The following is a 23,458-nucleotide window of genomic DNA, read 5'->3' as shown; positions in this document are numbered from 1 at the left end:
TTGGTCTGCGGTGCGGATCGAACGCGATACGCCCGGCAGGGTAGAGGAAGATGGTTTCCAGTCCGTTGCCATGGCGACAGGAAATGCACCGCAGGCTGCCCAGGGCCGCGCCAAAAACGTGCCAAAGAGGTGACATGCCCCTTTGACGACGCTGCACGGATCCCTAGGTTAGGTCGCCTGACCCCAATCCTTTGCGACGGCTCTTCGGAACGGCGCCATCCCCGCCACGATGTCCCGAACAGTCCCCGAGACCTGAACAGACCGATGCGCCGCAGTCTTCCGCCAAGCCCCCCGGCCAGCTCCGATTCCAGCGCCTTCTCCCGTCCTTCCGGCGATCTGCGCGCGGCGATCCGCTCGCTGGCCCCCTACATCTGGCCGCGGGATTCCTTGGAAACGCGGGTGCGGGTGGTGCTGGCGATGCTCCTGCTGGTGGGGGCGAAGGTCGCCAACGTCTATGTGCCGATCTTCTACAAGCATGCGGTGGACGCCCTGACGCCGGCCGGCGGGGCGGGGGCGGGAGCGGCCGTCGCCATCCCCCTGGGACTGATTGTCGCATACGGCCTTGCCCGCGTGACCTCACTGATCTTCGCCGAGCTGCGCGACGCCGTCTTCGCCACGGTGGCGCAGCGCACCATCCGCAATGTGGCGCTGTCGGTGTTCCGGCACCTGCACGCGCTGTCGCTGCGCTTCCACCTGGAACGCCAGACCGGCGGCCTGACCCGCTCGCTGGAGCGCGGAACGCGGGCGATCGAATCGCTGCTGCGCTACACCCTGTTCTCCATCGTGCCGACGCTGGTGGAGATCGCCCTGGTCTGCGCCATCCTGTGGAAGCTGTTCAGCATCTGGTTCGCGCTGGCCACCTTTGTCACGGTGATGGGCTACATCTTCTACACTTTCTTCGTGTCGGAATGGCGGATCAAGTTCCGCCGCATGATGAACGACACCGACAACAAGGCCAACACCAAGGCGATCGACAGCCTGCTGAACTACGAGACGGTCAAGTATTTCGGCAACGAGGAGCATGAGGCCCGCCGCTACGACGGCGCCCTGCAGAGCTATGAGGCGGCGGCGGTGCGCAGCCAGCAGAGCCTGTCGCTGCTGAATGTCGGGCAGTCCGCGATCATCTCGCTGGGGCTGGCGATGGTTATGGGCATGGCCGCCAAGGGCATCGTCGACGGCAGCATGTCGCTGGGCGACTTCGTTCTGGTGAACACCTATCTGCTGCAGCTCTACCAGCCCCTGAACTTCTTCGGCGTCGTCTATCGCGAGATCAAGCAGTCGCTGATCGACATCGAATCGATGGTGACCCTGCTGGCGGTCGACCGCGAGGTGGCCGACGGTCCCGGCGCGAAGCCGCTGGAGGTCGACGGGGCGGAGCTGCGCTTCGAGGGGGTGGAGTTCGGCTATGACCCGCGCCGGGCGATCCTGAAGGATGTCAGCTTCAGCGTGCCGGCCGGCAAGACGGTCGCCATCGTCGGTCCGTCCGGGGCGGGCAAGTCCACCATCAGCCGGCTGCTGTTCCGCTTCTACGACGTCAATGGCGGCCGGGTGATGATCGACGGGCAGGACATCCGCAACGTCACCCAGGCCTCGCTGCGGGCGTCCATCGGCATCGTTCCGCAGGATACCGTGCTGTTCAACGACACCGTCTTCTACAACATCGCCTACGGCAATCCTGGCGCCAGCCCGGCGGAGGTGGAGCGGGCGGCAAGGCTGGCCCATATCCACGACTTCATCATGGCGCTGCCCGACGGTTACCAGACCACGGTGGGCGAACGCGGGCTGAAGCTGTCCGGCGGCGAGAAGCAGCGCGTCGCCATCGCCCGCACCATCCTGAAGGACCCGGCGATCCTGCTGTTCGATGAGGCGACGAGTGCGCTGGACACCCACACCGAGCGGGAAATCCAGGCCAACCTGCGCGAGGTCAGCCGCGGCCGCACCACGCTGGTGATCGCCCACCGGCTGTCCACCGTGATCGACGCCGACGAGATCCTGGTGCTGGAGGCCGGCAGGGTGATCGAGCGCGGCCGCCACGCCGACCTGCTGGCCGCCCGCGGCGCCTATGCGGCCCTGTGGGCGCGGCAGCAGGAATCCAGCCAGGGTCCGACGCCGCTGCCCGGCGTGCTGGCGCCAACCTGACCGGAACGGGGAACGAGGAAACATGGGACCGGCAAGGCAGGCGCTGCGCGCCGCGACGCGGGAAAGCCACGACCGGCTGGACAAGGCGGCGGTGCTGCAGCCGCTGGTCCGGCCGGACATCACGGCCGGCCAATATGCCCGCGCGCTGGCGGTGCTCTACGGCTTCAACGCGCCGGTCGAACGGGCGCTGGGAGAGGCGGGTTCGGCGCGAATGGCGCTGCTGCGCGAGGATCTGCGGGTTCTCGGCACCGAACCGGACGCGCTGCCGGAGATGGCCGGCCTGCCGCCGCTCGACAGTCCACCGGCCCGGCTGGCGGCGCGTTACGTCCTGGACGGTTCGGCCCATGGCGGGCGGGCGATGCTGCCGGGGATCACCCGCGCGCTTGGCTTCGACGCTGGGCGCGGAGCGCGCTTCCTGGCGTCCGATGGGCTCGACATGGTCGGCGCCTGGAAGGCGCTGATGATTCGCCTGGAAGAGGAACTCGCCGATCCCCCGGCGCTGGCCGTCGCCTGCGCCACCGCCGCCGGCCTGTTCGCGGCAATGGAGCGGTGGACGGCGGAACACGCCTGAGCAGGGTCCAGGCGGGGAGCCGGGGACCGATGCCATCCCCCGCTCTGGCGCATGGCCCCATCCCTTGCTAGGGTGCCGGACCATCCGCATTCGGGTTTCTGGAGACCGCCTGCCCATGACCGCGCCAGCCTCGCGCATCTATTGCTCCGTCGACACCACCGAGATCGACGCCGCCCGCCGCATCGCCGGGCAGGTGGCCGGGGCCGTCGGCGGCATCAAGCTCGGGCTGGAGTTCTTCATCGCCCGGGGGCCGGCCGGCGTCCGCGCCGTGGTGGGAGAAGATGGACCGCCGCTGTTCCTCGACCTGAAGCTGCACGACATTCCCAACACGGTGGCGGGCGGCGTGCGCGCGGCGCTGCCGCTGAAGCCTGCCTTCATGACCATCCACAGTGCCGGCGGGCCGGCGATGATGCGCGCGGCGGCGGAGACGGCGGCGAGCGCCGGGGCCGACCGGCCCAAGATCCTGGCCGTCACCGTGCTGACCAGCCTGGACGAGGGCGATCTCGGCGCTGTCGGGCAGTCGGTGCCGGTGGCCGAGCAGGTTGTCCGACTGGCCAAGCTCGCCAAGGCGTCCGGGGTGGACGGCGTCGTCTGCTCCCCGGCCGAGGTGGCTCTGGTCCGCGCCGCCTGCGGACCCGATTTCATCCTGATGGTGCCCGGCATCCGTCCGGCCTGGGCCGCCACCAACGACCAGAAGCGCATCATGACCCCGGCGGAGGCGCTGGCCGCCGGTGCCGACCATCTGGTCATCGGCCGCCCGATCACCGCCGACCCCGACCCGGCCGCCGCCGCCCGCCGTATCGTCGCCGAAATTGAGGGGACCGCATGACCGTCGCCGCCAAGATCTGTGGCCTGACCGAGCCCGAGAGCCTGCGCGCCGCCGTCGCCGGCGGGGCGCGTTATGTCGGCTTCGTCTTCTATCCGCGCAGCCCGCGCGCCATCGCCCCGCCGATGGCGGCGGAACTGGCCCGGCTGCTGCCGACCGGCGTGCGCTCCGTCGGGCTGTTCGTCGATCCCGACGACGAGTTCCTGGAGCATGTGACCGGGCAGGTGCCGCTCGACCTGATCCAGCTGCATGGCGCCGAGACGCCGCGCCGCATCACCGAGATCAAGGGTCGCTATGCCCTGCCGGTGATGAAGGCGATCCGGGTCGGCGGGCCGGAAGACCTGACCGCGGCGCTGGAGGCGGCGGAGGTGGCCGACCGGCTGCTGTTCGACGCCAAGCCTCCGGCCAAGGTGTCGGCGCTGCCCGGCGGCAACGGCATCGCCTTCGACTGGACGATCCTGGCCGGCCGCAGCTGGCCGCGCCCCTGGATGCTGTCGGGCGGCCTGACGGCGGAGAATGTGGCGGAGGCGGTGCGCGTCACCGGCGCCACCGAGGTCGACGTGTCGTCGGGGGTGGAGGACCGACCCGGCCACAAGGATCCGGCGCTGGTCCGCGCCTTCCTGTCGACGGTCGCCGGGCTTTAGGGGCGATTTGACCCGAAAGCGATCTGTTTTAGACGAATGCTTCGGCTTATCTTGATCGCATGGCGGGACCCTGCGCCGTCGGGTAGGATGCGCCCATGAGCGATTCGACCACTCCGTCCACAACCGAGGCGCTCGGCGCCGTGCTCGACGAGCATCTGCGCTGGATCGGCCAGTGGCAGCGCGCCGTTTTCTACCGTGAGGGCCGCGGCGGGGAGCGGTCGTCGGCCCCGGCCTCCTTCCAGGCCTGGTGTCAGGCCGCCAGCCGCGACGACCTGCTGCAGCAGCCGGCCGTGCAGAAGCTGGCCAACCTGCACGAGCAGATGCATCGCCAGGCCCGGCTGATCCTGCTGAAGGCGTCTGGCGGCGAACTGCCGACCGAGGCCGAATATGAAGGGGTGATCGGCCGTTTCGAGGAGTTCATGCTGCATCTGCGCCGGATGGAGCGCGCCTTCGCCGCCGCCGCGTCCGGCCTGGACCCGCTGACCGGCCTGCGCACCCGCCGCGGCATGAGCGAGGCGCTGGAGCGCGAGCACAATCGATATCGCCGCACCGGCCAGCCCTTCTGCGTCGCGCTGTGCGACATCGACAAGTTCAAGGGCATCAACGACAGCTACGGCCACGACATCGGCGACCGGGTGCTGGCCGCAACCGCCGCCGTCATCAGCCGCGGCGTCCGCAGCTTCGACGAAGCCTTCCGCATGGGTGGCGAGGAGTTCCTGGTCTGCCTGAAGGAAACCGGGCTGGACGAGGGCTATGCGGTGATCGAGCGGCTGCGCGTCGATCTGATGCGCTCGCCGGTGGTGCTGCCCGACGGCCGGGTGATCCCCGTCACCGCATCCTTCGGGTTGGTGGAGGCAGTGTCCGACCTGACCGTCGACGATCTGGTGGTCTGCGCCGACCGTGCGCTCTATCAGGCCAAGAATTCCGGCCGCAACCGCGTGATCCGCTATGGCATCGACCGGCCGGAACAGAAGGCCGTTCCGGTGAAGGCGGGGCGGGGCTAGGGGCAAGCAGCAGCTTTCCGGTCAGCCCCCTTGGCCCCGGCCCCCCGGACGCGCTAGGATCGCGATAACCTTACCGTCAGCCGCGATCCGGATTCCATGCGCACCCTGCCCGAATTCCCCAACCTGTTCATCCTCGACCATCCGCTGATCCAGCACAAGCTGACCCATATGCGGAACAAGGAACGGTCGACCGGCGGGTTCCGCACCCTGCTGCGCGAGATCTCGCTGCTGATGGGCTATGAACTGACGCGCGACATCCCGCTGACCACCGAGCGGATCGAGACGCCGCTGCAGCCGATGGACGCGCCGGTGATCCTGGGCAAGAAGCTGGCCGTCGTGCCGGTGCTGCGCGCCGGGCTCGGCATGTCGGCCGGCCTGCTGGAACTGGTGCCGTCGGCGCGCGAGGGGCATATCGGCCTCTATCGCGATCATGACACCAAGCAGCCGCACGAATATCTGGTGAAGCTGCCCCCGGCCGAAGGGCGGCTGTTCATCGTCGTCGATCCGATGCTGGCGACCGGCAACTCCGCCGCCCATGCCTGCGACGTGCTGAACCGCCATGGCGTGGACGACCACAACATCCGGTTCATGGCGCTGGTCGCAGCGCCCGAAGGCGTGCGCCGCTTCCACGAGTCGCACCCGGACGTGAAGGTCTTCACCGCCGCTCTCGACAGCCATCTGGACGAGAACGCCTACATCGTCCCCGGGCTCGGCGATGCCGGCGACCGCATGTTCGGCACCAAGTAAGGATACTCCCGTTCGATTCCGCCGGGCCGGCTGCCTTGGGGCAGGTCCGGCGGATGCGCGCGATGGGGGCTTTTTGCGCCGGTTTCTCGCGTCCGGCACCCTGGTGCGGCGGGGGCCATGGCCTCCTACCGGTATGGACGATTCTCCGACTCTTTCCAGTGACCGCCGGGTCAAGACAGGCATGCGCACGTATTCCCGGACTGAACGCATGGTCATTGTGGAAGTACAGCCCATATTTGCCGTGTCGGTCCCAAGTCATGGCCGATTGCCGGCCTGATGGCGGGAAGCGGCCATGCGCTATCCACAGGGCATGGGACCATCCCACTTGTGCGAAGGTCCCATGCGACGGCGGCTTGATTTCGATCAATGCCGGGTGGCGTATCGGTAAGGATCATGCCATTCTCTCGATGCGCCGGACGAATGGCCTAGCCCTTATGCCCTGAGCGGTGCAGCCGACCGTGTGGACGAACGCGAACGGAAACGCGCGATGGATTACGAAACTTTCTTCCGCAACCAGATTGCGACCCTGAAGCAGGACGGCCGCTACCGGGTGTTCGCCAACCTGGAACGCCATGCGGGCAACTTCCCGACGGCGACCTTCCGCGATTCCAACGGGCGCGAGCGTCCGGTCACGGTCTGGTGCTCCAACGACTATCTCGGCATGGGCCAGCACCCGAGCGTGCTGAAGGCGATGCATGACGCGCTGGACCAGGTCGGCGCCGGTGCCGGCGGCACGCGCAATATCTCCGGCACCAACATCTACCATGTGCTGCTGGAACGCGAACTGGCCGACCTGCACCACAAGGAAGCGGCGCTGCTCTTCACCTCGGGCTATGTGTCGAACGACGCGACGCTGACCACGCTGGGCAAGATCCTGCCCAATTGCGTGATCCTGTCGGACGCGCTGAACCACAACTCGATGATCACCGGCATCCGCAACTCGGGCGCCGAGAAGCACATCTTCCGCCACAACGACCCCAAGCACCTGGACGAACTGCTGTCCGGCATCGCTCCCGGCCGTCCGAAGGTGGTGGCGTTCGAAAGCGTCTATTCGATGGACGGCGACATCGCCCCCATCCATGACCTGTGCGACGTCGCCGACAAGCACGGCGCCATGACCTATCTGGACGAGGTGCACGCCGTCGGCATGTACGGCGCCCGCGGCGCCGGCGTGGCCGAGCGCGACGGGGCCATGGACCGGCTGACCATCGTCGAGGGCACGCTGGGCAAGGCCTTCGGCGTGCAGGGCGGCTACATCACCGGCTCCAGCGCGCTGATCGACTGCGTCCGCAGCTTCGCCGCGGGCTTCATCTTCTCCACCTCGCTGTCTCCGGTCCTGGCGGCGGGGGCGCTGGCCTCCATCCGCCACCTGAAGAACAGCCAGACCGAGCGGACGAAGCATCAGGAACGTGCGGCCACCCTGAAGCGGATGTTCGCCGATGCCGGCCTGCCGGTGATGCCGTCGGTCAGCCATATCGTTCCGCTGATGGTCGGCGACGCCCACCGCTGCAAGCGCGCCTCGGACGAACTGCTTGAGCGGCACGGGATCTACGTCCAGCCGATCAACTACCCCACCGTCCCGCGCGGGACGGAGCGGCTGCGCTTCACCCCGACCCCGCTGCACACCGATGCGCAGATGGGCATGCTGGTGGACGCGCTGCTGGACGTGTGGAGCCGGCTGGATCTGCGGCTCGCCGCCTGAGGCGGAGGCCCCTGTCAAAGACCCCTTTGGCGGCAAGGACGTTTTGTCCTCTGGACATATGGGTCGGCCATCCCTAACTTGGGGATAGTGTTGCGACCGGTTCGCAGTTTCTTTGCTGCGGGCCGGCCGTGACCGTGCCGTCCATTCCGTCCTTTCGTCTTTCCGGGGCATCGCCCAGGGGGTTCGCCATGTACCGTGACAACTCACTGATGCCGAAGGAGGCCGTGCGCCTCGTCGTCCTGGGCACCCTGATCCAGGGCGGGCCGTTGCGCTACGCCGATCTGGCCGGCTCCGTTCGTCATTTTCTCGACCGCATCATGGGTCCGTCGCTGGATCTGATGGGCACCTCGCTTGAGATGCTGCGCTACGAGGGGCTGATCGAGGCGCTGGACGGCAGCGGCATGGAAGACAACGCCCTGCTGGGGCCGACCGAGACCGGCCGGGCGGAGTTCGAGACGCTGATGCGCGCCAATGTCCGCGCACCGTCGGCCGATGGGCTGAACAAGCTGGTCATCGCGCTGAAGCTGCGCTTCCTGCACCTGCTGGACGTCGAGTCGCAGCGCGACCAGATCGACAACCTCGTGGCGCTCTGCGAGACCGAACTGGCCCGGCTGGGCGACCTGAAGCGGGCGGATGTCGGCAGCGACGTCGGCAGCGACAGCCACTTCGCCTCCTGGCTCGATCTGGACATCGCCCAGGCCGAAGACCGGCTGGCTTGGTTCCAGGGGCTGCTGGCGCGGCTCTGACATCTTGCACGACCCGGTAATTTCGTTACGCGCGGCGCGCCCTTGCACATAGGGGCGCGCCGCGTCTGTTTCGGCGCACGGTTTTGGTGTACGTTCGGGGTACCTCTCTCCCCGCGCCGGAATCCGCTCCATGGCCTCGTACCTGTCGACCGACGACCTCGAAGACCGCTTGCGCATGGAGTTCGTGGACGACGCGCGCGATCGGCTGGAGCTGATGAACGCGACGCTGGCGGACCGCGTGAAGGGTCAGCGCACCGATGCCGAGACCATCGGCGTCCTGCGGCTGGAGGCCCACAACTTCAAGGGCATGGGCACCAGCTTCGGCTATCCCACCGTCAGCCTCGTCGCCCACCGTCTGGAGGATTACCTCAGCGGCCTGAAGCGGCTGGACGAGAAGCAGCTGATCGACGCCCAGACCTTCATCGACCGCATCTCCGAACTGGTCGACCGCGCCGAACAGCCGCTGCTGGCCGAGACCAACCGGATCATCCGCGCGCTTCCGGTGCGCTACGAGTTCCAGGTCACCGACGTCGAGGTCCGCAACGTCGAGATCATGCTGGTCACCCCCTCCAAGGTCGTCGCCAAGAAGCTGGGGACGGAGCTGGCGGCCTGCGGCTTCCGCACCATGACGGTGACCGACCCGATCGAGTCGATCAGCCTCGCCGTCCGCGTACCCCCGGACATGGTCATCGCGTCGATGGTGATGGACGGCCTGTCCGGCCTCGACCTGATCCGCGGCCTGCGCGCGATGAGTGTAACCCATCATGTGCCGATGGCGCTGCTGACCTCGCTGAACCTGGACCACCCGTCGCTGAAGGAGATCCCGCACGGCGTCTCCGTCATCCGCGTCGGCGAGCATTTCGGCGACGACTTCGCCGCGGTGGTGGCCAAGCACAATCTGGGTTGATCAGGCTGCCCCTCGTCTGAACGTCATCGTCATATAGCCGCGCTTGCGCCGGCGGGAATCCCCATGTTAGGCGTCGGACCGGTCCAACAGGCTGGAGCAGCGCCCGAATGACGGAGGTTCTTCGCCGGTACGGCCCGGTCCTGACCGGGGTGATCCTGCTGGCGGTGGCGCTGTGGCTGGCGCTGCTGGTGGTGCTGCCGCAGTTGATGATGATCGGCTTCTCCTTCCGGCCGTCGCTGCCGCCTTCAAAGCTCGGCGGGCCGGAGGACGTGTTCACGGTCAGGAACTACCTGACGCTGTGGACCAACCAGATCCATCTGGCGATCTTCCTGAAGACGATCTGGGCCAGCGCCCTGGTCACGGCGACCACGCTGGCCGTCTGCTATCCGGTCGCCTTCTATCTGGCCCAGGTGGCGCCGAAGCGGCGGCTGCCGCTGCTGATCCTGATGCTGGTCGTTCCCTTCTGGATCAACGAGCTGCTGCGCACCTTCTCCTGGTACATCATCCTGGCCTTCAACGGGCCGCTGAACGCGATCCTGCTGAATCTCGGCATCATCGACGAGCCGCGGCGCTTCCTGGGCGGCGATGGTGGGGTGATCGTCGGCATGGTGTATGTCTACATCCTGTTCATGGTCTTCCCGCTCTACAACGCCATCGAATCGCTGGACCGCAACCAGATCGAGGCGGCGCGGGACCTTGGCGCCGGCTGGCTGCGCATCCACCGTCGCATCGTGCTGCCCCACGCCAAGCCCGGCATCGCCGTCGGCTGCATCATGACCTTCATGCTGGCGGCCGGCAGCTATGCCGTGCCGGCCCTGCTGGGCGGGCCGAACAGCCGCTGGTTCACCGAGATCATCTACAACTGGTTCTTCGAGGGCGGAAACTGGAACCAGGGGGCGGCCTACGCCTTCATCCTGCTGGTGCTGTGCATCGGCTTCATCCTGGGCGCGATGCGGCTGTTCCGCGTCGGGCTGGCCGATATTGCGAAATGAGCCGTCGCGACATGAGTCCGCAACCATGACCGCCGCCCGCCTCCGCCGCCTGCTGACCGGCGCCTATCTGGTGCTGTTCTTCGGCTATCTGTTCCTGCCGCTCGGCATCATGGCGGCGGCGACCTTCAACAGCAGCCGCTTTCCCACCGTGACGCCGTGGATGGGCTTCACGCTGAACTGGTTCCAGGCGCTGTGGGACGACCAGCGCATGTGGGCGGCGCTGGGCACCAGCCTGATGGTGGGGGCGGGGGTGATCGCACTGGCCGTGCCGCTGGGGCTGGCGGCGGCGCTGCTGCTCGACCGGCTGCACAGCCGGGCCAAGACTTTCCTCTACGCGCTGATGGTGTCACCGCTGCTGACGCCGGGGGTGATCGTCGGCATCTCCACCCTGGTGTTCTGGCGGGAGTGGTTCGGGGTCAGCGGCGGGCTGTTTCTGACCGTGGTCGCGCAATCGAGCTTCATCGCCGCCTATGCCATGCTGCTGTTCTCGGCAAGGCTGGAGCGGTTCGACCCGGTGCTGGAGGAGGCTGCGCTCGACCTCGGCGCCACGCATGGGCAGGTGTTCCGGCGCATCACGCTGCCGTACCTGATGCCGGCGATCCTGTCGGCGTCCCTGCTGGCCTTCCTGCAGAGCTTCGAGAACTACAACACCACGCTGTTCGTGCGCGGGCTGGATACCACCCTGACCGTCTACATCGCGACCAAGGTGCGCACCGGCCTGACCCCGGCGGTCAACGCGCTGTCGCTGGTGCTGATCGCGCTGACCATCCTGGGGGCCGTCGTCTACGAGATCCTGCGCCGGCGCGAGGCGCGCCGGCAGGCAGGGTCCGTAACTGTCTGAGGCTCAGTCCTCTTCCGCCTCGTCGGCGTCCGCCTCGATCTGGGCGGCGAGGTCGCGCAGCATGTCGATCACGTCTTCATGGCTGGTCTCGTCCACGGCGGCGTTCACCGCGGCCTCGATCATGGCGACGGCGATGTAGGGGCCGAGCGGGCCACCTTCCTTGATCGCCTCATCCAGATGCTTTTCGGCGATCGACAGCGCCTTTTCGAACAGCGCCTCGGCCGTCTGGTTGGTGGTGTCCTTGCTCATCGTCCGGTCCGTTGCGGAGGGTTGGTTCGACTCCAATAACACGCCCAATCGGCGATTGGCGCGGGAATTCGCGGGGGCCGCCGCAAATAGCGACCGTAAACGGGAGGCCGGGCTTGCGCCACCCCCCGACCATACGCCACAGTCCGGAAGCGGATTGACCTATACGGCAAGGGAACAGCATGACCGGCACGCCCGACCTGACCAGCTCCGCCCTTTATCGCTTCTGGTGGGAGGAGCGCGTGCGCTTCAACGACCTCGATGCGGTGGGGCACGTCAACAACAACGCCATCGGGGTTTATTTCGAGCAGGCGCGCGTCGCCCTGATCCATCAGGTCGGCGGCTTCACCGACGAGGTTCCCTGGACCGTCGTGCTGGCCCGCAGCGTGATCGAATACAAGGCGGAGCTGCTCTATCCCAACACCGTGCGGGTCGGCGCGCGGACGCTGCGGCTGGGCACCAGTTCGATCACGCTGGGCTGCGCCATATTCCTGGGCGACCTCTGCATCGCCACCCAGGAAGCGGTGGCGGTGATCGTCGACAAGGCGGCCCATCGCCCGACCCCGATTCCGGAACCGTTGCGCGCCAAGCTGCTGGAGGCGTAAAGGGAGGCCCACATCTCCCTCACCGGACCTCCCGTCATGACGCGCCCCGCAAAGCGCCCCTTCGCCAAGGGACGCCCGCCTGCCCGCAAGACCAACCATGCACCCGCCGAAACGCGGGAAGTGGAGGTCGCCATCACCGACGTCGGTGCGCGCGGCGATGGAATCGCGTTCGCCGACGGCTTGCGCCTGTTCGTGCCCTATACGGTGGCCGGCGACCGTGTGCGCGTACGCATCGGCGGCAGCGATGGAAAGGGGGAAGGCGTACGGGCCGAACTTGTTGAAATCCTTGAACCCGGCCCTGGCCGCCAAGTGGCGCCCTGCCGCCATTTCGGCCGCTGCGGCGGCTGTACGCTCCAACACATGGATGATGCGACGTACGCGGCCTGGAACATCGGGATGGTGAGCGGGGCGCTGGAACGGGTCGGGCTGGGTGGGGTGCCGCTGGAACCGCTGGCGCGTACGCCGGCCGGTGCGCGCCGCCGCGCCCGCTTTGCGGCGCTGAAACGGGGCAAGCGCGTCTGGTTCGGTTTCAATGAACGCCAGAGCCACCGGCTGGTCGACCTGGAGGAGTGCCCCGTGCTGGCGCCCCGCCTGTTCGCCCTGGTGGAGCCCCTGCGTGGTGTATTGGCGGAAATCCTGCCGGATGGCGGCGACGCCGATGTGGTGCTGACCGACCTGGAGGGCGGGGCCGACCTGCTGCTGGTCGGGCCGCGCAGCCTGGACCGTGCCGTGCGCGAGGCGCTGGTCGCCTTCGAGCCGGAGCGCATCGCCCGCATCGCCTGGCAACCCACCGACCGCGCGGCTCCGGAACCGGTGGCGAACCGCCGCCCGGCCTTCATCCGTTTCGCCGGCGTTCCGATCCAGCCGCCGCCCGGCGCCTTCCTGCAGGCCAGCGCCGAGGGCGAAGCCGCCCTGGTTGCGGCGGTGCGTGAGGGGGTGGGGGAGGCGGCCCGCATCGCCGATCTGTTCGCCGGCATTGGCACCTTTTCCATTCCGCTTGCGCAACAAGCCGCAGTTCATGCGGTGGAAGGCGACGAGCCGGCGGTGGTGGCGCTTGGCCGCTCGGTGCAGGGGCTGCGGTTGACGGTGGAACGGCGGGACCTGTTCGAGAACCCGCTGAGCGCCAAGGACCTCAATCGTTACGATGCCGTGGTGTTCGATCCGCCGCGCGCCGGTGCGGCAGCCCAGGCAACGGCGCTCGCCGGCAGCAAGGTGCCACGGGTGGTGGGGGTTTCCTGCAATCCGTCGAGCTTCGCCCGCGATGCGCGGGTGCTGGTGGATGGCGGCTATCGTCTGGTGAAGGTTTGGCCGGTCGACCAGTTCCTGTGGTCGGCCCATGTCGAGGTGGTTGGCCTGTTCGAGCGGTGAGGGCCTGATGCCCCCTCCCTAACCCTCCCCCATCCTCGGCCGGCCGAAGGCCGGTCCGATCGTGGGAGAGGGAACTCCGCCGTATTCGCACTTAACTCCCTCTCCCGCAAAGCGGGGGAGGGTCGGGGAGGGGGCAATCCGAAGCCTGAACGCCTTCAATCCAACTGCAGCACGATCGCCTTGAGATAGGCCGACTCCGGCAGATGCGGGTGGACCGGGTGGTCGGCGCCGGCGCCGGCGCTGCGCAGGATGCGGCCGGTGCGGCCGGCATCGTGCAGGCCGCGGGCGACCTGTTCGGCAAAAGTCGGCGGATCGACATTGTGGCTGCACGACCCGCAGAGCAGAAAGCCACCGGGCGCCGTGATCTTCGCAGCCAGACGCGCCATCTTGCGGTAGGCGCGGCAACCGGCTCCCAGATCCTTCTTCGATTTCACGAAGGCCGGCGGATCGGCCACCACCACCTGGAAGGTCTCGCCGGCGGCGCCCAGCCGCTCCATCTCCTGGAAAGCGTCGGCCTTGCGCGCCTCGAACCGGTCGGCAACGCCGTTGGCTTCCGCGGCACGGGTGGCGTTCTCCAGGGCCAGGGCGGAGCGGTCGACCGCGACAACCTGGGTGGCGCCGGCCACCGCGCACTGGATGCCGAAGCCGCCATTGTAGCTGTAGAAGTCGATGGCCCGCCCGCCCTTGGCGAGCGAGGCGATGAAGGCGCGGTTGTCGCGCTGGTCGTAGAACCAGCCGGTCTTCTGGCCGTCCAGCGGATTGGCGAAGAAGGTCACGCCGTTCTCTTCCAGCCGGATCGGGCCGTCGATCTCGCCCTTCGCCAGCCGCGTCTCCTCCGTCAGCCCTTCCAGCGCCCGCTGAGTGCTGTCGTTGCGCAGGATGATCGCACGCGGCGCCATCACCTCGTCGACGGCGGCCAGGATGTCGTCGATCCGGTTGTCCATGAAGACCGAATTGGCCTGAACCGTCACCACGTCGTCGAACCGGTCGACGATCAGGCCGGGCAGCCCGTCGGCCTCGGCATGGACCACGCGGTAGAACGGACGGGAGAACAGCCGCTCGCGCAGCTCGACCGCGCGGCGCAGGCGGTCCGTGACAAAGGCGTGATCCACCACGGTCGCCGGATCGCTCGACAGCAGCCGCGCGGCGATCAGCGTGTGCGGATTGAAGGTGTAGATGCCCAACGGGGTCCCGCCGGGGTCCAGAAGCCGCACCGGGCTGCCGGGCGGGACCGCCTTGGCGATGGTGTCCATCTGGACTTCGTTGGAATAGACCCAGGGATGCCCCTGCATGACGCGCCGCTGGCGGCCGGCCTGCAGGTGGATCGGCGGGTACTTCTTGACGGGTTTGGTGCCGGTGTCGCTCATGGGGCCGCATCCTAACGGCAAATTGCCGCCGCGCAACGGATCCCTGTATCGCGCGGCCGGCGGGTTCTACTCCACCCCGCGCAGGCCCTCCGCCACGACGGGGGCATTGTCGTTGACCACGGCCAGATCCTTGCAGAAGCGGATCGTCTCCTGCCGGTGGCCTTCGGTGCGGAAACACTCGGGGATCGGGTTGCGCCGGGCATCCAGCGGGATGGTGCGCTCCGGCAGGGTGGTGTGGATGGCGGCGCAGCCGAGCCGTCGGGCCAGCGCCTCCATCGCCCGCAGCAGGGTCTCGGCGATGCCGGCCACGTCGAACAGGTCCAGCACCACGAAGTTGTCGACGCTCAGCACCCGGCCGTGGCGCAGGTGCGGCTCCACCGCGTAGGAAAACAGGCCGTGCATATAGCCCTGGGCATTCTGCACGGTGATGATGCCGGCATCCGCGGGCAGGCCGGAGCGTCCGGCGCCACTACCCTTGGATGCGGTGCCCAACACCGCTGCGGCAAATGCGCGCCATTGATCGACCCCCAGTCCCGGCGAGATTGCGCAGACCAGCGGGTAGGCTTGGTCGATCTGGCGTCGACCAAGGGGTTTCGCGATGAAACTGTCGTCCATTTCAGTCCGGCCGATTGCAAGGACACTGAACGATGGCAGGGCGGGCCCGCCAGGGTCGTTGACGTAGATCAATGTTGTACAAGCCCCCCCTACACATAGTGGGGCCCATTGGAGACAGGCGCGCCCGGCGTCCCTCTTGGCATTCCCGAGTGCAACCTGTCCCGCTCCTTAACAGTACGTACCCAGTGGTGGTGCAACCCAGACGGCGCGGCCTCACGGCCGCCCGGGGCAAACGGGAGAGATTGTATGACATCAGCGACTCTGACTTCAGGGGCCACCCTGGGCAGCCAGCGGGTGTCGGAAGACGTGCGTTACCATGAGGACGCCATCCGACTCTTCGTGATCGCTGCAGTGTTCTGGGGCGTGGTCGGTTTCCTGGCCGGCACCTTCATCGCTCTGCAGCTGGCCTTCCCGGCGCTGAATCTCGGGCTGGAGTGGACGAGCTTCGGGCGCCTGCGCCCCGTCCACACCTCGGCCGTGATTTTCGCGTTCGGCGGCAATGTGCTGTTCGCCACCTCGCTCTATTCGGTTCAACGGACTTGCCGTCAGCATCTCTTCGGGGGCGAAGGGCTGGCGAAGTTCGTTTTCTGGAACTACAACGTCTTCATCGTGCTTGCGGCGCTGAGCTATGTCCTGGGCTACACCCAGGGCAAGGAATACGCCGAGCCCGAGTGGATCCTCGACCTGTACCTGACGGTCGTCTGGGTGCTCTATGCGGTCCAGTTCATCGGCACCGTGATGACGCGGCGCGAGTCGCACATCTACGTGGCGAACTGGTTCTTCATGGCGTTCATCCTGACCGTCGCCATCCTGCACATCGGCAACAACGTCAACATCCCGGTGTCGCTGTTCGGCATGAAGTCCTACAGCTTCGTGTCGGGCGTGCAGAGCGCGATGGTGCAGTGGTGGTACGGCCACAACGCGGTCGGCTTCTTCCTGACCGCCGGCTTCCTGGGCATCATGTACTACTTCGTGCCCAAGCGCGCCGAGCGGCCGGTCTATTCCTACCGCCTGTCGATCGTCCACTTCTGGACCCTGATCTTCCTCTACATCTGGGCCGGCCCGCACCACCTGCACTACACCTCCCTGCCGGACTGGGCGCAGACGCTGGGCATGACCTTCTCGGTCATGCTGTGGATGCCGTCCTGGGGCGGCATGATCAACGGCATCATGACCCTGTCGGGCGCCTGGGATAAGCTGCGCACCGACCCGGTCCTGCGTTTCCTGGTCACCTCGGTCGCCTTCTACGGCATGTCGACCTTCGAAGGCCCGCTGATGTCGGTGAAGCCGGTCAACGCCCTGTCGCACTACACCGACTGGACCGTCGGCCACGTGCACTCCGGCGCTCTCGGCTGGGTCGCCTTCGTCTCCTTCGGCGCGATCTACTATCTCGTGCCGGTGCTGTGGAAGCGCTCGCAGCTCTACAGCATGCGTCTGGTCAGCTACCACTTCTGGACCGCCACGATCGGCATCGTGCTCTACATCACCGCCATGTGGGTGTCGGGCATCATGCAGGGCCTGATGTGGCGCGCCTACGACAACCTGGGCTTCCTGCAGTACTCCTTCGTGGAGACCGTGGCGGCGATGCACCCGTTCTATGTGATCCGCGCGATGGGCGGCGTCCTGTTCGTCATCGGCGCTCTCATCATGGTCTACAACCTGTGGCGCACGGCGAAGGGCGATGTCCGCATCGAGAAGCCCTATGTCACCACCCCGCACAAGGCGGCGGTCGGCGCGGCCTGACGCTAGGGAAGGATGCGAGAAATGGCTCAGGAAAAAAAGGGCTTCAGCCACGATCTGATCGAGCGGAACACGCTTCTTCTGATCGTGCTCGTGCTGATCACCGTGTCGATCGGCGGTCTGGTCCAGATCGTTCCGCTCTTCACCATCGAATCGACCATCGAGAAGGTGGAGGGGGTCCGTCCCTACTCGCCGCTCGAACTGGCCGGGCAGAACATCTACTACCGTGAAGGCTGCTACAACTGCCACAGCCAGCAGATCCGTCCGTTCCGTGACGAGGTCGAGCGTTATGGCCACTACTCGCTGGCTGCGGAGTCGATGTACGACCATCCGTTCCAGTGGGGCTCCAAGCGCACGGGTCCGGACCTGGCCCGCGTCGGCGGCAAGTACTCCAACGACTGGCAGGTCGCCCATCTGGTGAACCCGCGCGCTGTCGTGCCGGAATCCATCATGCCGGGCTATGCCTGGATGAAGGACCGTCCGCTGAGCTACGGCGACATCGGCGATCACCTGAAGGCGCTGAAGATCGTCGGCGTTCCCTACACCGACGAGCAGATCGCCAACGCCAAGGCCGACCTGGAAGCGCAGAAGAACCCGGACGGCGACACCGCCGCCCTGGCCAAGCGCTATCCGAAGGCCGTGGTCGCGAACTTCACCGGCAACAAGACCGTCACCGAAATGGACGCTCTCGTCGCCTACCTGCAGGTGCTGGGCACCATGGTGGACTTCACCAAGTACCAGTCGCCGAAGCAGCTGCAGCAGTAATCGGGGGAGGAATCCATGGACTTGGATTCGATCACGGTGATGCTTCGGTCCTTCTGGACGGTGTGGTTGATGCTGCTGCTGACGGGCATCCTGGTTTACGCCATGTGGCCCGGCAACCGCCGCACCTTCGACGACGCCGCCCAGATCCCGCTCAAGGATGATGGTCAGGAGCTTTAGACCATGGCACAGAATTACAAGGACGAGCTGTCCGGCGTCGAGACCACCGGCCACGAGTGGGATGGACTGCGCGAACTGAACAACCCGCTGCCCAAGTGGTGGCTGTACCTCTTCTACGTCTGCATCGCCTGGTCGCTGGTGTACTACGTGTTCTACCCGGCCTGGCCGCTGGGCAAGACCTACACGAAGGGCATCCTCGGCTATTCGCAGCGTGAAGAACTCGATACCAGGATGGCGGAGGCGAAGGCCGGCCAGGCCAAGTTCCTGACCGCCATCGCCGCCAAGTCGGTCGACGAAATCCAGAAGGACAAGGACCTGCTGGGCTTCGCCATGGCCGGCGGCCGGTCCTACTTCAACGAGAACTGCGCCGCCTGCCACGGCGCCGGCGGCCAGGGTGCCAAGGGCTTCCCGACGCTGGCCGACGACGTGTGGCTGTGGGGCGGCTCCTCGGCCGACATCTACAAGACCATCCAGCACGGCATCCGCTCGGATGACGGCGACACCCGTGGCGTGCCGAACGTCGGCATGACCGCCTTCGGCAAGGACGGCATCCTGAACCGCGACCAGATCGACCAGGTCACGGACTATGTGCTGTCGCTGAACGGCAAGACCGCCGATGCGGGCAAGGTCGCCAAGGGCAAGACCGTCTATGACGAGAACTGCGCCGCCTGCCACGGCGACGCTGGTCAGGGTTCGGTCGCCGCCGGTCTCGACGGCATCGGCGCTCCTCCGCTTCGCCAAGCCAACTGGCTCTACGGCGGCGACAAGGCCACGCTGATGGACACGGTGACCAACGGCCGTGCCGGCATGATGCCGGCCTGGTCCAAGCGTCTGGACGACGCGACGATCAAGTCGCTGGCGGTCTACGTCCACAACCTGGGCGGCGGCAAGTAAGCCGATCCCGATCCGGGAACACGTTCGGAACCGACCGGGAGGGCGTCGGGGAGTTCGCTCCCCGGCGCCCTTTTCCTATGGGAAGCGGCCTGCCGGCTGGCGGTTCCGTGAACTTCCTGTCATTTGATCCAGCGCAATGTACCTGCGGCAATCGGTCGCCATAGTGCCCTGACCGGCCACCGGAATTTGCCGACCAGAAGCCGCCGACCAGTCGAAGGGCAGCCAGCGACCATGACCATCAGCACGACCACCGGAAACCGCCCCACCGCTCCGAAGCGTGTCAAGCCGCCGCGCCAGAAGGGCTGGTACATCCCCTGGATCTTCGTCGGCCTCTTCATGATCGTTCTGTCGGTGAACGCGATCATGGTCCATTTCGCCATGTCGAGCTGGACCGGCGTGCAGACCGAGAACCACTTCATCAAGGGCATCAGCTACAACAAGGATCTCGCCGGTGCCCGCGCCCAGGCCGAACGCGGCTGGCAGGTGCAGGCGGAATTCACCAGCACCGAGCCCCGCAAGGCCCTGGTCGCCATCACCGCCCGCGACAAGGAAGGCCGCGTCCTGAAGGATGCCGGCGTTACCGTGTCGATGATCCGTCCGACCACCGTCGGCCACGACAAGACGCTGACCCTGCCGTATCTGGGCGAAGGCCGTTACGGCGCTCCGGTGGAACTGGACCTGGAAGGCCAGTGGGACATGCGCTTCGTCATCACCCACTCCACCGGCGACTATCAGGACCAGAAGCGCGTCTGGGTGCAGTGAGCTTTGAAGGGGCCGATCGGCAGCGATTGCCGGGCCGGGATCATCGGGGTGATGTGAGATGAGCGTCTGCCTCCATTGCGGACAGGAACTGGGCGAGCAAGCCGCCGCTTCAAACTCCAACTCCGCCACGACGGCCACCGACGGGGCCGGCCCCTTCTGCTGCACCGGCTGCGCCGCCGCCTACGATCTCGTCCGCGGCCTGGGGCTGGAGCGCTACTACGAGCGCCGCAGCGTCGATCCCACCGCGCGCCCGCTGCGCCCCGACGACGCCCCGACGGTGGATTACGAACCGCATGCGCGCGAGGACTCCGACGGCACCCGCAGCCTGCACCTGATGGTCGACGGCATGCAGTGCGCGGCCTGCGTCTGGCTGATCGAATCGGCGCTCAGCCGCCAGCTGGGCGTCGGCCACGCCCGCATGAACATGACCACGCGCCGGCTGACGGTGCGCTGGGACCCCAAGGTCACCGATGCCAACACGGTGGTCGGCACCGTCGCCCAACTGGGCTATCGCGCCGTGCCCTTCGATCCGGACCGGCTGGGCGGCGCCCAGGCGAGGAGCGAGAAGGAGCTTCTGCGCGCCATGGCCGTCGCCGGCTTCGCCATGGGCAACGTCATGCTGCTGTCGGTGTCGGTCTGGGCCGGCCACAGCCAGGGCATGGGCACCGCCACCCGCGACCTGATGCACTGGATCTCGGCGCTGATCTGCATGCCGGCCATCGCCTATGCGCTGCGTCCCTTCGCGCGCTCGGCGCTGTCGGCCCTGCGCCATGGCCGCACCAACATGGACGTGCCGATCACCATCGGTGTCCTGCTCGCCACCGGCATGAGCCTGTTCGAGACGATCCACAGCGGCGACCATGCCTATTTCGACGGCGGCGTCATGCTGTTGTTCTTCCTGCTGGTAGGCCGCTATCTCGACCAGCGGGCCCGCGGCCGGGCGCGCTCGGCGGCGGAACAGCTGCTGGGCCTGCGCGCCAACGCCGTCACCATCCTGCGCGAGGACGGCACCAGCGCCGTCGTTCCGCCGGAACAGGTCACCAGCGGAACCACCATCCTGGTCGCGGCGGGCGAACGCATCCCGGTGGACGGGCGGGTGTCCGACGGCATCTCCGACCTCGACACCGGCCTGATCACCGGCGAGACGGTGCCGGGCACCGCGCGGCCGGGCGACCAGGTCTTCGCCGGAACGCTGAACCTGACCGCGCCACTGCGCCTGACCGTCACCGCGGTGGGGGAGGGCACGCTGCTGGCCGAGATCGTCCGGCTGATGGAGGTGGCGGAGCAGGGCCGCGCCAAATATGTCGCCATCGCCGACCGGGTGTCGCGCCTCTATGCCCCGGTGGTGCATCTGGCGGCTTTGAGCACCTTTGCCGCCTGGATGCTGCTGGGCGCGGCGATGTGGCAGGACGCGCTGATGAACGCCATCGCCGTGCTGATCATCACCTGTCCCTGCGCGCTGGCGCTGGCGGTGCCGGTCGTGCAGGTGATCGCCAGCGGCCGCCTGATGCGCCAGGGCACCCTGTTGAAGAGCCCGACCGCTCTGGAACGGCTGGCCAGCATCGACACGGTGGTGTTCGACAAGACCGGAACCCTGACCGAAGGACGCCCGGTGCCGCGGCTGGACGGGCTGGCGGCGGAGGATCTGGCGCTGGCGGCCTCGATGGCCGCGGCCAGCCGGCATCCGCTGGCCCGCGCGCTCGCAGCCGCCGCGCCGCAGGTGCCGGTCGCCGCGGGCGTGCGCGAGATCGCCGGTGCCGGCCTGTCGCTGGACACCCACGATGGGGAGGTCCGGCTCGGCAGCCGCCGTTTCACCGGTGCGCCGCTGGAGGCGGAGGACGCCGCCGGTCCGGAGCTGTGGCTCGCCCGTCCGGGCGAGGAGCCGCGGCGAATCCTGTTCCTCGACGCTCCGCGGCCGGACGCCGCGGCCGTGGTGGCGGCGCTGAAGGCCCGCGGGCTGGAGGTGCGGCTGCTGTCGGGCGACCGCCGTGGCGCTGTTGCGGCGGTGGCGGAGCGGCTGGGCATCGCCGACTGGCGGGCCGAGCAGACGCCTGCCGACAAGACCGCCGTGCTGGCGGAACTGGCCGCCGAGGGACGCACCGTCCTGATGGTGGGCGATGGGCTGAACGACGCCCCGGCGCTGGCCGCGGCGGCGGTGTCGATGTCGCCCTCCACCGCGGTGGACGTCAGCCAGACCACGGCGGACGTGGTGTTCCAGGGCCGCCTGCTGCGCCCGATCGTCGAGACTGTGGAGGTCGCCCGCCGGTCCGGCCGTCTGGTCCGGCAGAATTTCGGCATCGCGCTGGTGTATAACCTCTGCGCCGTGCCGCTCGCGATGGGCGGCATGCTGACGCCGCTTCTGGCGGCGCTCGCCATGTCGTCGTCGTCGCTGATCGTCATTCTCAACGCGCTGCGGCTGGCCCGCGGTGCCGTCGTCAAGGATGTTCCCGTCCAGGATATGACTGTGCGGGATCTGCCGGGTAAGGATTCGGGTGATGGACGAGCTTCTCTATCTGATCGCGATCGCGCTCAGCCTGGGCGGTCTGGGGCTGGCGGCCTTTCTGTGGGCGCTGAAGTCCGGCCAGTTTGACGATCTCGACGGCGCGGCGCACCGCGTCCTGTTCGACGACGACCTGCCGGCGGCCCCCCGGTCCGGGACCGAACCGGCCGCCCCGGAGGCTGTCCGGAGGCAATAGTGCCAAAGCCCGTATGGGCAAAGAAAAGGTTGTATGCGTGCGAGGTTGCGATTCTCAGCGATTGCCACCAATATGAGCCCATGCGGAATGAAAGGCTGGGTTCGTCCATGCCACCTTTTGATACGGTTCGCGCTCGGGAAAAGAGCGCTGCGACGGAAATGAATCCCTGCGGGGCCTGTCCCGTGCGCAGCCTGACGGTTTGCGCCGCGCTGGAACCGGAGGAGCTGCGCCGTCTTGCCGACATTCTGCAGAATGTGCGCATCGATGCCGGCCACACCCTGTTCGCCGAAGGCGACGCGGCCGACGCGCTTTACAACGTCACCTCCGGTACGGTGAAGCTGTACAAGCTGCTGCCGGACGGGCGCCGCCAGATCACCGGCTTCCTGGTGACCGGCGACTTCCTGGGGCTGGCCGTCAACGACAGCTATGCCTACACCGCGGAGACCGTCACCAGCGCCTCGCTTTGCCGCTTCCCGCGCAAGAAGATCGACGCGCTGCTGGAGGAATTCCCCAAGATGCAGCGGCGCCTGTTCTCGATGGCGTCGAACGAACTGGCCGCCGCTCAGGACCAGATGCTCCTGCTGGGCCGCAAGACGGCGAAGGAGAAGATCTGCTCCTTCCTGCTGATGCTGTCCCAGCGGGCCGCCCGCCGCGGCCACAAGGAAAATCCGGTCTTCGTGCCGATGAGCCGCGCCGACATCGCCGACTATCTGGGCCTGACCACCGAGACGGTCAGCCGCACCTTCACCCAGCTGAAGACCGCGGGCGTCATCTCGCTCCAGGAAGGCAACAAGGTCCTGATCGCGGACATCGACGCGATGTACGATCTGGCCGAAGGGGCGTGACGCAGGCCGTCACGCCTTAGTTTCCGAACCACACTGCGTCTTCTCAAATTACGTTGTATCCGGAGCGGTGATCGTTGCCGGAGTCCGGATGCCCTTACTCCCGCCGCACCGGCCGCAACTCGAACTGCAGCCACACCAGCATCGACACCACCAGGATCGCGCCTGCCTGATGGGCGGCGGCGACGGGGATCCACACCACGGTCAGCAGGGTGGCGATGCCCAGCGCGATCTGCAGCAGGATCATGGCGGCCGACGCCAC

24 protein-coding genes are annotated in these 23,458 nt (G+C 67.4%); 21 read left to right on the top strand and 3 right to left on the bottom strand.

The window, feature by feature from the left end; genetic code table 11:
• The first annotated feature begins 264 nt into the window (after window positions 1-264).
• From VD964_RS11860 to VD964_RS11810, 11 genes are all read left to right on the top strand, one after another.
• Entirely contained in the window at window positions 265-2,139 is a 1,875-nt protein-coding gene (locus VD964_RS11860) for an ABC transporter ATP-binding protein/permease (RefSeq protein WP_324868806.1), read from the top strand.
• Window positions 2,140-2,161: 22 nt separating this feature from the next.
• Window positions 2,162-2,710, top strand: a complete 549-nt coding sequence (locus VD964_RS11855) for a biliverdin-producing heme oxygenase (RefSeq protein ID WP_324868805.1) — start codon at window positions 2,162-2,164, stop codon at window positions 2,708-2,710.
• Window positions 2,711-2,825: 115 nt separating this feature from the next.
• The gene (gene pyrF / locus VD964_RS11850; protein ID WP_324868804.1) at window positions 2,826-3,539 is read left to right on the top strand and encodes an orotidine-5'-phosphate decarboxylase; all 714 of its coding nucleotides are present in this window, start codon (window positions 2,826-2,828) and stop codon (window positions 3,537-3,539) included.
• On the top strand, window positions 3,536-4,180 hold the full coding sequence (locus tag VD964_RS11845; RefSeq protein ID WP_324868803.1) for a phosphoribosylanthranilate isomerase: 645 nt from the start codon (window positions 3,536-3,538) through the stop codon (window positions 4,178-4,180). The genes pyrF and VD964_RS11845 overlap by 4 nt, the downstream gene beginning before the upstream one ends.
• A 95-nt stretch (window positions 4,181-4,275) precedes the next feature.
• A complete protein-coding gene (locus tag VD964_RS11840; RefSeq protein ID WP_324868802.1) occupies window positions 4,276-5,184 on the top strand; it encodes a diguanylate cyclase in 909 nt (302 codons plus the stop codon).
• A gap of 96 nt (window positions 5,185-5,280) precedes the next feature.
• On the top strand, window positions 5,281-5,931 hold the full coding sequence (gene upp, locus VD964_RS11835; RefSeq protein WP_324868801.1) for a uracil phosphoribosyltransferase: 651 nt from the start codon (window positions 5,281-5,283) through the stop codon (window positions 5,929-5,931).
• A 487-nt stretch (window positions 5,932-6,418) separates the two neighbouring features.
• Window positions 6,419-7,633 (top strand): 5-aminolevulinate synthase, encoded by a 1,215-nt coding sequence (gene hemA / locus VD964_RS11830; protein ID WP_324868800.1) that lies wholly within the window; start codon window positions 6,419-6,421, stop codon window positions 7,631-7,633.
• Window positions 7,634-7,821: 188 nt separating this feature from the next.
• Window positions 7,822-8,379 (top strand): hypothetical protein, encoded by a 558-nt coding sequence (locus VD964_RS11825; protein ID WP_324868799.1) that lies wholly within the window; start codon window positions 7,822-7,824, stop codon window positions 8,377-8,379.
• 130 nt (window positions 8,380-8,509) lie between these two features.
• A complete protein-coding gene (locus VD964_RS11820; protein WP_324868798.1) occupies window positions 8,510-9,286 on the top strand; it encodes an Hpt domain-containing protein in 777 nt (258 codons plus the stop codon).
• A gap of 107 nt (window positions 9,287-9,393) precedes the next feature.
• Window positions 9,394-10,278 (top strand): ABC transporter permease, encoded by an 885-nt coding sequence (locus VD964_RS11815; protein WP_324868797.1) that lies wholly within the window; start codon window positions 9,394-9,396, stop codon window positions 10,276-10,278.
• A gap of 25 nt (window positions 10,279-10,303) precedes the next feature.
• Window positions 10,304-11,119: an ABC transporter permease gene (locus VD964_RS11810; protein ID WP_324868795.1), complete on the top strand. Its 816-nt coding sequence runs from the start codon at window positions 10,304-10,306 to the stop codon at window positions 11,117-11,119.
• 3 nt (window positions 11,120-11,122) lie between these two features.
• Here the strand turns inward: VD964_RS11810 and VD964_RS11805 are convergent, their stop codons facing one another.
• Window positions 11,123-11,368 carry a hypothetical protein gene (locus tag VD964_RS11805; RefSeq protein WP_014248877.1) on the bottom strand — a complete coding sequence of 82 codons (246 nt, stop codon included), beginning with the start codon at window positions 11,366-11,368 and terminating at the stop codon, window positions 11,123-11,125.
• A 179-nt stretch (window positions 11,369-11,547) separates the two neighbouring features.
• On the opposite strand from VD964_RS11805, the gene VD964_RS11800 reads away from it, so the two are divergent.
• A complete protein-coding gene (locus VD964_RS11800; RefSeq protein ID WP_324868790.1) occupies window positions 11,548-11,970 on the top strand; it encodes a thioesterase family protein in 423 nt (140 codons plus the stop codon).
• A gap of 36 nt (window positions 11,971-12,006) precedes the next feature.
• On the top strand, window positions 12,007-13,338 hold the full coding sequence (locus VD964_RS11795) for a class I SAM-dependent RNA methyltransferase (RefSeq protein WP_324868788.1): 1,332 nt from the start codon (window positions 12,007-12,009) through the stop codon (window positions 13,336-13,338).
• A 155-nt stretch (window positions 13,339-13,493) separates the two neighbouring features.
• Here the strand turns inward: VD964_RS11795 and VD964_RS11790 are convergent, their stop codons facing one another.
• Entirely contained in the window at window positions 13,494-14,705 is a 1,212-nt protein-coding gene (locus tag VD964_RS11790; protein WP_324868786.1) for a class I SAM-dependent rRNA methyltransferase, read from the bottom strand.
• Window positions 14,706-14,771: 66 nt separating this feature from the next.
• Window positions 14,772-15,320, bottom strand: coding sequence for a hypothetical protein (locus tag VD964_RS11785; protein WP_324868784.1), 549 nt, complete (start codon window positions 15,318-15,320; stop codon window positions 14,772-14,774).
• A gap of 246 nt (window positions 15,321-15,566) precedes the next feature.
• Here VD964_RS11785 and ccoN point away from each other — a divergent pair, with 246 nt between their 5' ends.
• From ccoN to VD964_RS11745, 8 genes are all read left to right on the top strand, one after another.
• Window positions 15,567-17,063, top strand: coding sequence for a cytochrome-c oxidase, cbb3-type subunit I (ccoN, locus tag VD964_RS11780; protein ID WP_149223981.1), 1,497 nt, complete (start codon window positions 15,567-15,569; stop codon window positions 17,061-17,063).
• A gap of 21 nt (window positions 17,064-17,084) precedes the next feature.
• A complete protein-coding gene (gene ccoO / locus VD964_RS11775; protein ID WP_324868781.1) occupies window positions 17,085-17,825 on the top strand; it encodes a cytochrome-c oxidase, cbb3-type subunit II in 741 nt (246 codons plus the stop codon).
• A 15-nt stretch (window positions 17,826-17,840) separates the two neighbouring features.
• Window positions 17,841-18,002, top strand: coding sequence for a cbb3-type cytochrome c oxidase subunit 3 (locus VD964_RS11770; protein ID WP_012972963.1), 162 nt, complete (start codon window positions 17,841-17,843; stop codon window positions 18,000-18,002).
• Window positions 18,003-18,005: 3 nt separating this feature from the next.
• Window positions 18,006-18,896 (top strand): cytochrome-c oxidase, cbb3-type subunit III, encoded by an 891-nt coding sequence (gene ccoP / locus VD964_RS11765; protein ID WP_324868777.1) that lies wholly within the window; start codon window positions 18,006-18,008, stop codon window positions 18,894-18,896.
• Window positions 18,897-19,127: 231 nt separating this feature from the next.
• A complete protein-coding gene (locus tag VD964_RS11760; RefSeq protein ID WP_194909864.1) occupies window positions 19,128-19,658 on the top strand; it encodes a FixH family protein in 531 nt (176 codons plus the stop codon).
• 58 nt (window positions 19,659-19,716) lie between these two features.
• Window positions 19,717-22,248, top strand: coding sequence for a heavy metal translocating P-type ATPase (locus VD964_RS11755; protein WP_324868773.1), 2,532 nt, complete (start codon window positions 19,717-19,719; stop codon window positions 22,246-22,248).
• Window positions 22,154-22,354 carry a cbb3-type cytochrome oxidase assembly protein CcoS gene (gene ccoS / locus VD964_RS11750; protein WP_310111591.1) on the top strand — a complete coding sequence of 67 codons (201 nt, stop codon included), beginning with the start codon at window positions 22,154-22,156 and terminating at the stop codon, window positions 22,352-22,354. Before VD964_RS11755 ends, ccoS begins: the two co-directional genes overlap by 95 nt.
• 158 nt (window positions 22,355-22,512) lie before the next feature.
• Window positions 22,513-23,199 (top strand): Crp/Fnr family transcriptional regulator, encoded by a 687-nt coding sequence (locus VD964_RS11745; protein ID WP_149223987.1) that lies wholly within the window; start codon window positions 22,513-22,515, stop codon window positions 23,197-23,199.
• Window positions 23,200-23,458 lie beyond the last annotated feature (259 nt).

This window comes from Azospirillum sp. (assembly GCF_035628975.1).
Taxonomy (GTDB): domain Bacteria; phylum Pseudomonadota; class Alphaproteobacteria; order Azospirillales; family Azospirillaceae; genus Azospirillum.
The sequence above is the reverse complement of the archived record's forward strand: the minus strand, read 5'-3'. Positions and strand labels throughout refer to the sequence as shown.

Bases quoted from the DNA above. Each gene is read 5' to 3' on its own strand.
- VD964_RS11825 (WP_324868799.1), top strand. From the start codon at position 7,822: ATGTACCGTGACAACTCACTGATGCCGAAGGAGGCCGTGCGCCTCGTC.
- ccoO (WP_324868781.1), top strand. From the start codon at position 17,085: ATGGCTCAGGAAAAAAAGGGCTTCAGCCACGATCTGATCGAGCGGAAC.
- VD964_RS11755 (WP_324868773.1), top strand. From the start codon at position 19,717: ATGAGCGTCTGCCTCCATTGCGGACAGGAACTGGGCGAGCAAGCCGCC.
- VD964_RS11760 (WP_194909864.1), top strand. From the start codon at position 19,128: ATGACCATCAGCACGACCACCGGAAACCGCCCCACCGCTCCGAAGCGT.
- VD964_RS11810 (WP_324868795.1), top strand. From the start codon at position 10,304: ATGACCGCCGCCCGCCTCCGCCGCCTGCTGACCGGCGCCTATCTGGTG.
- VD964_RS11745 (WP_149223987.1), top strand. From the start codon at position 22,513: ATGAATCCCTGCGGGGCCTGTCCCGTGCGCAGCCTGACGGTTTGCGCC.
- VD964_RS11860 (WP_324868806.1), top strand. From the start codon at position 265: ATGCGCCGCAGTCTTCCGCCAAGCCCCCCGGCCAGCTCCGATTCCAGC.
- VD964_RS11785 (WP_324868784.1), bottom strand. From the start codon at position 15,320: ATGGACGACAGTTTCATCGCGAAACCCCTTGGTCGACGCCAGATCGAC.
- VD964_RS11855 (WP_324868805.1), top strand. From the start codon at position 2,162: ATGGGACCGGCAAGGCAGGCGCTGCGCGCCGCGACGCGGGAAAGCCAC.
- VD964_RS11805 (WP_014248877.1), bottom strand. From the start codon at position 11,368: ATGAGCAAGGACACCACCAACCAGACGGCCGAGGCGCTGTTCGAAAAG.
- VD964_RS11845 (WP_324868803.1), top strand. From the start codon at position 3,536: ATGACCGTCGCCGCCAAGATCTGTGGCCTGACCGAGCCCGAGAGCCTG.
- VD964_RS11800 (WP_324868790.1), top strand. From the start codon at position 11,548: ATGACCGGCACGCCCGACCTGACCAGCTCCGCCCTTTATCGCTTCTGG.
- ccoP (WP_324868777.1), top strand. From the start codon at position 18,006: ATGGCACAGAATTACAAGGACGAGCTGTCCGGCGTCGAGACCACCGGC.
- pyrF (WP_324868804.1), top strand. From the start codon at position 2,826: ATGACCGCGCCAGCCTCGCGCATCTATTGCTCCGTCGACACCACCGAG.
- VD964_RS11790 (WP_324868786.1), bottom strand. From the start codon at position 14,705: ATGAGCGACACCGGCACCAAACCCGTCAAGAAGTACCCGCCGATCCAC.
- VD964_RS11840 (WP_324868802.1), top strand. From the start codon at position 4,276: ATGAGCGATTCGACCACTCCGTCCACAACCGAGGCGCTCGGCGCCGTG.
- upp (WP_324868801.1), top strand. From the start codon at position 5,281: ATGCGCACCCTGCCCGAATTCCCCAACCTGTTCATCCTCGACCATCCG.
- VD964_RS11815 (WP_324868797.1), top strand. From the start codon at position 9,394: ATGACGGAGGTTCTTCGCCGGTACGGCCCGGTCCTGACCGGGGTGATC.
- hemA (WP_324868800.1), top strand. From the start codon at position 6,419: ATGGATTACGAAACTTTCTTCCGCAACCAGATTGCGACCCTGAAGCAG.
- VD964_RS11770 (WP_012972963.1), top strand. From the start codon at position 17,841: ATGGACTTGGATTCGATCACGGTGATGCTTCGGTCCTTCTGGACGGTG.
- VD964_RS11795 (WP_324868788.1), top strand. From the start codon at position 12,007: ATGACGCGCCCCGCAAAGCGCCCCTTCGCCAAGGGACGCCCGCCTGCC.
- ccoN (WP_149223981.1), top strand. From the start codon at position 15,567: ATGACATCAGCGACTCTGACTTCAGGGGCCACCCTGGGCAGCCAGCGG.
- ccoS (WP_310111591.1), top strand. From the start codon at position 22,154: ATGGACGAGCTTCTCTATCTGATCGCGATCGCGCTCAGCCTGGGCGGT.
- VD964_RS11820 (WP_324868798.1), top strand. From the start codon at position 8,510: ATGGCCTCGTACCTGTCGACCGACGACCTCGAAGACCGCTTGCGCATG.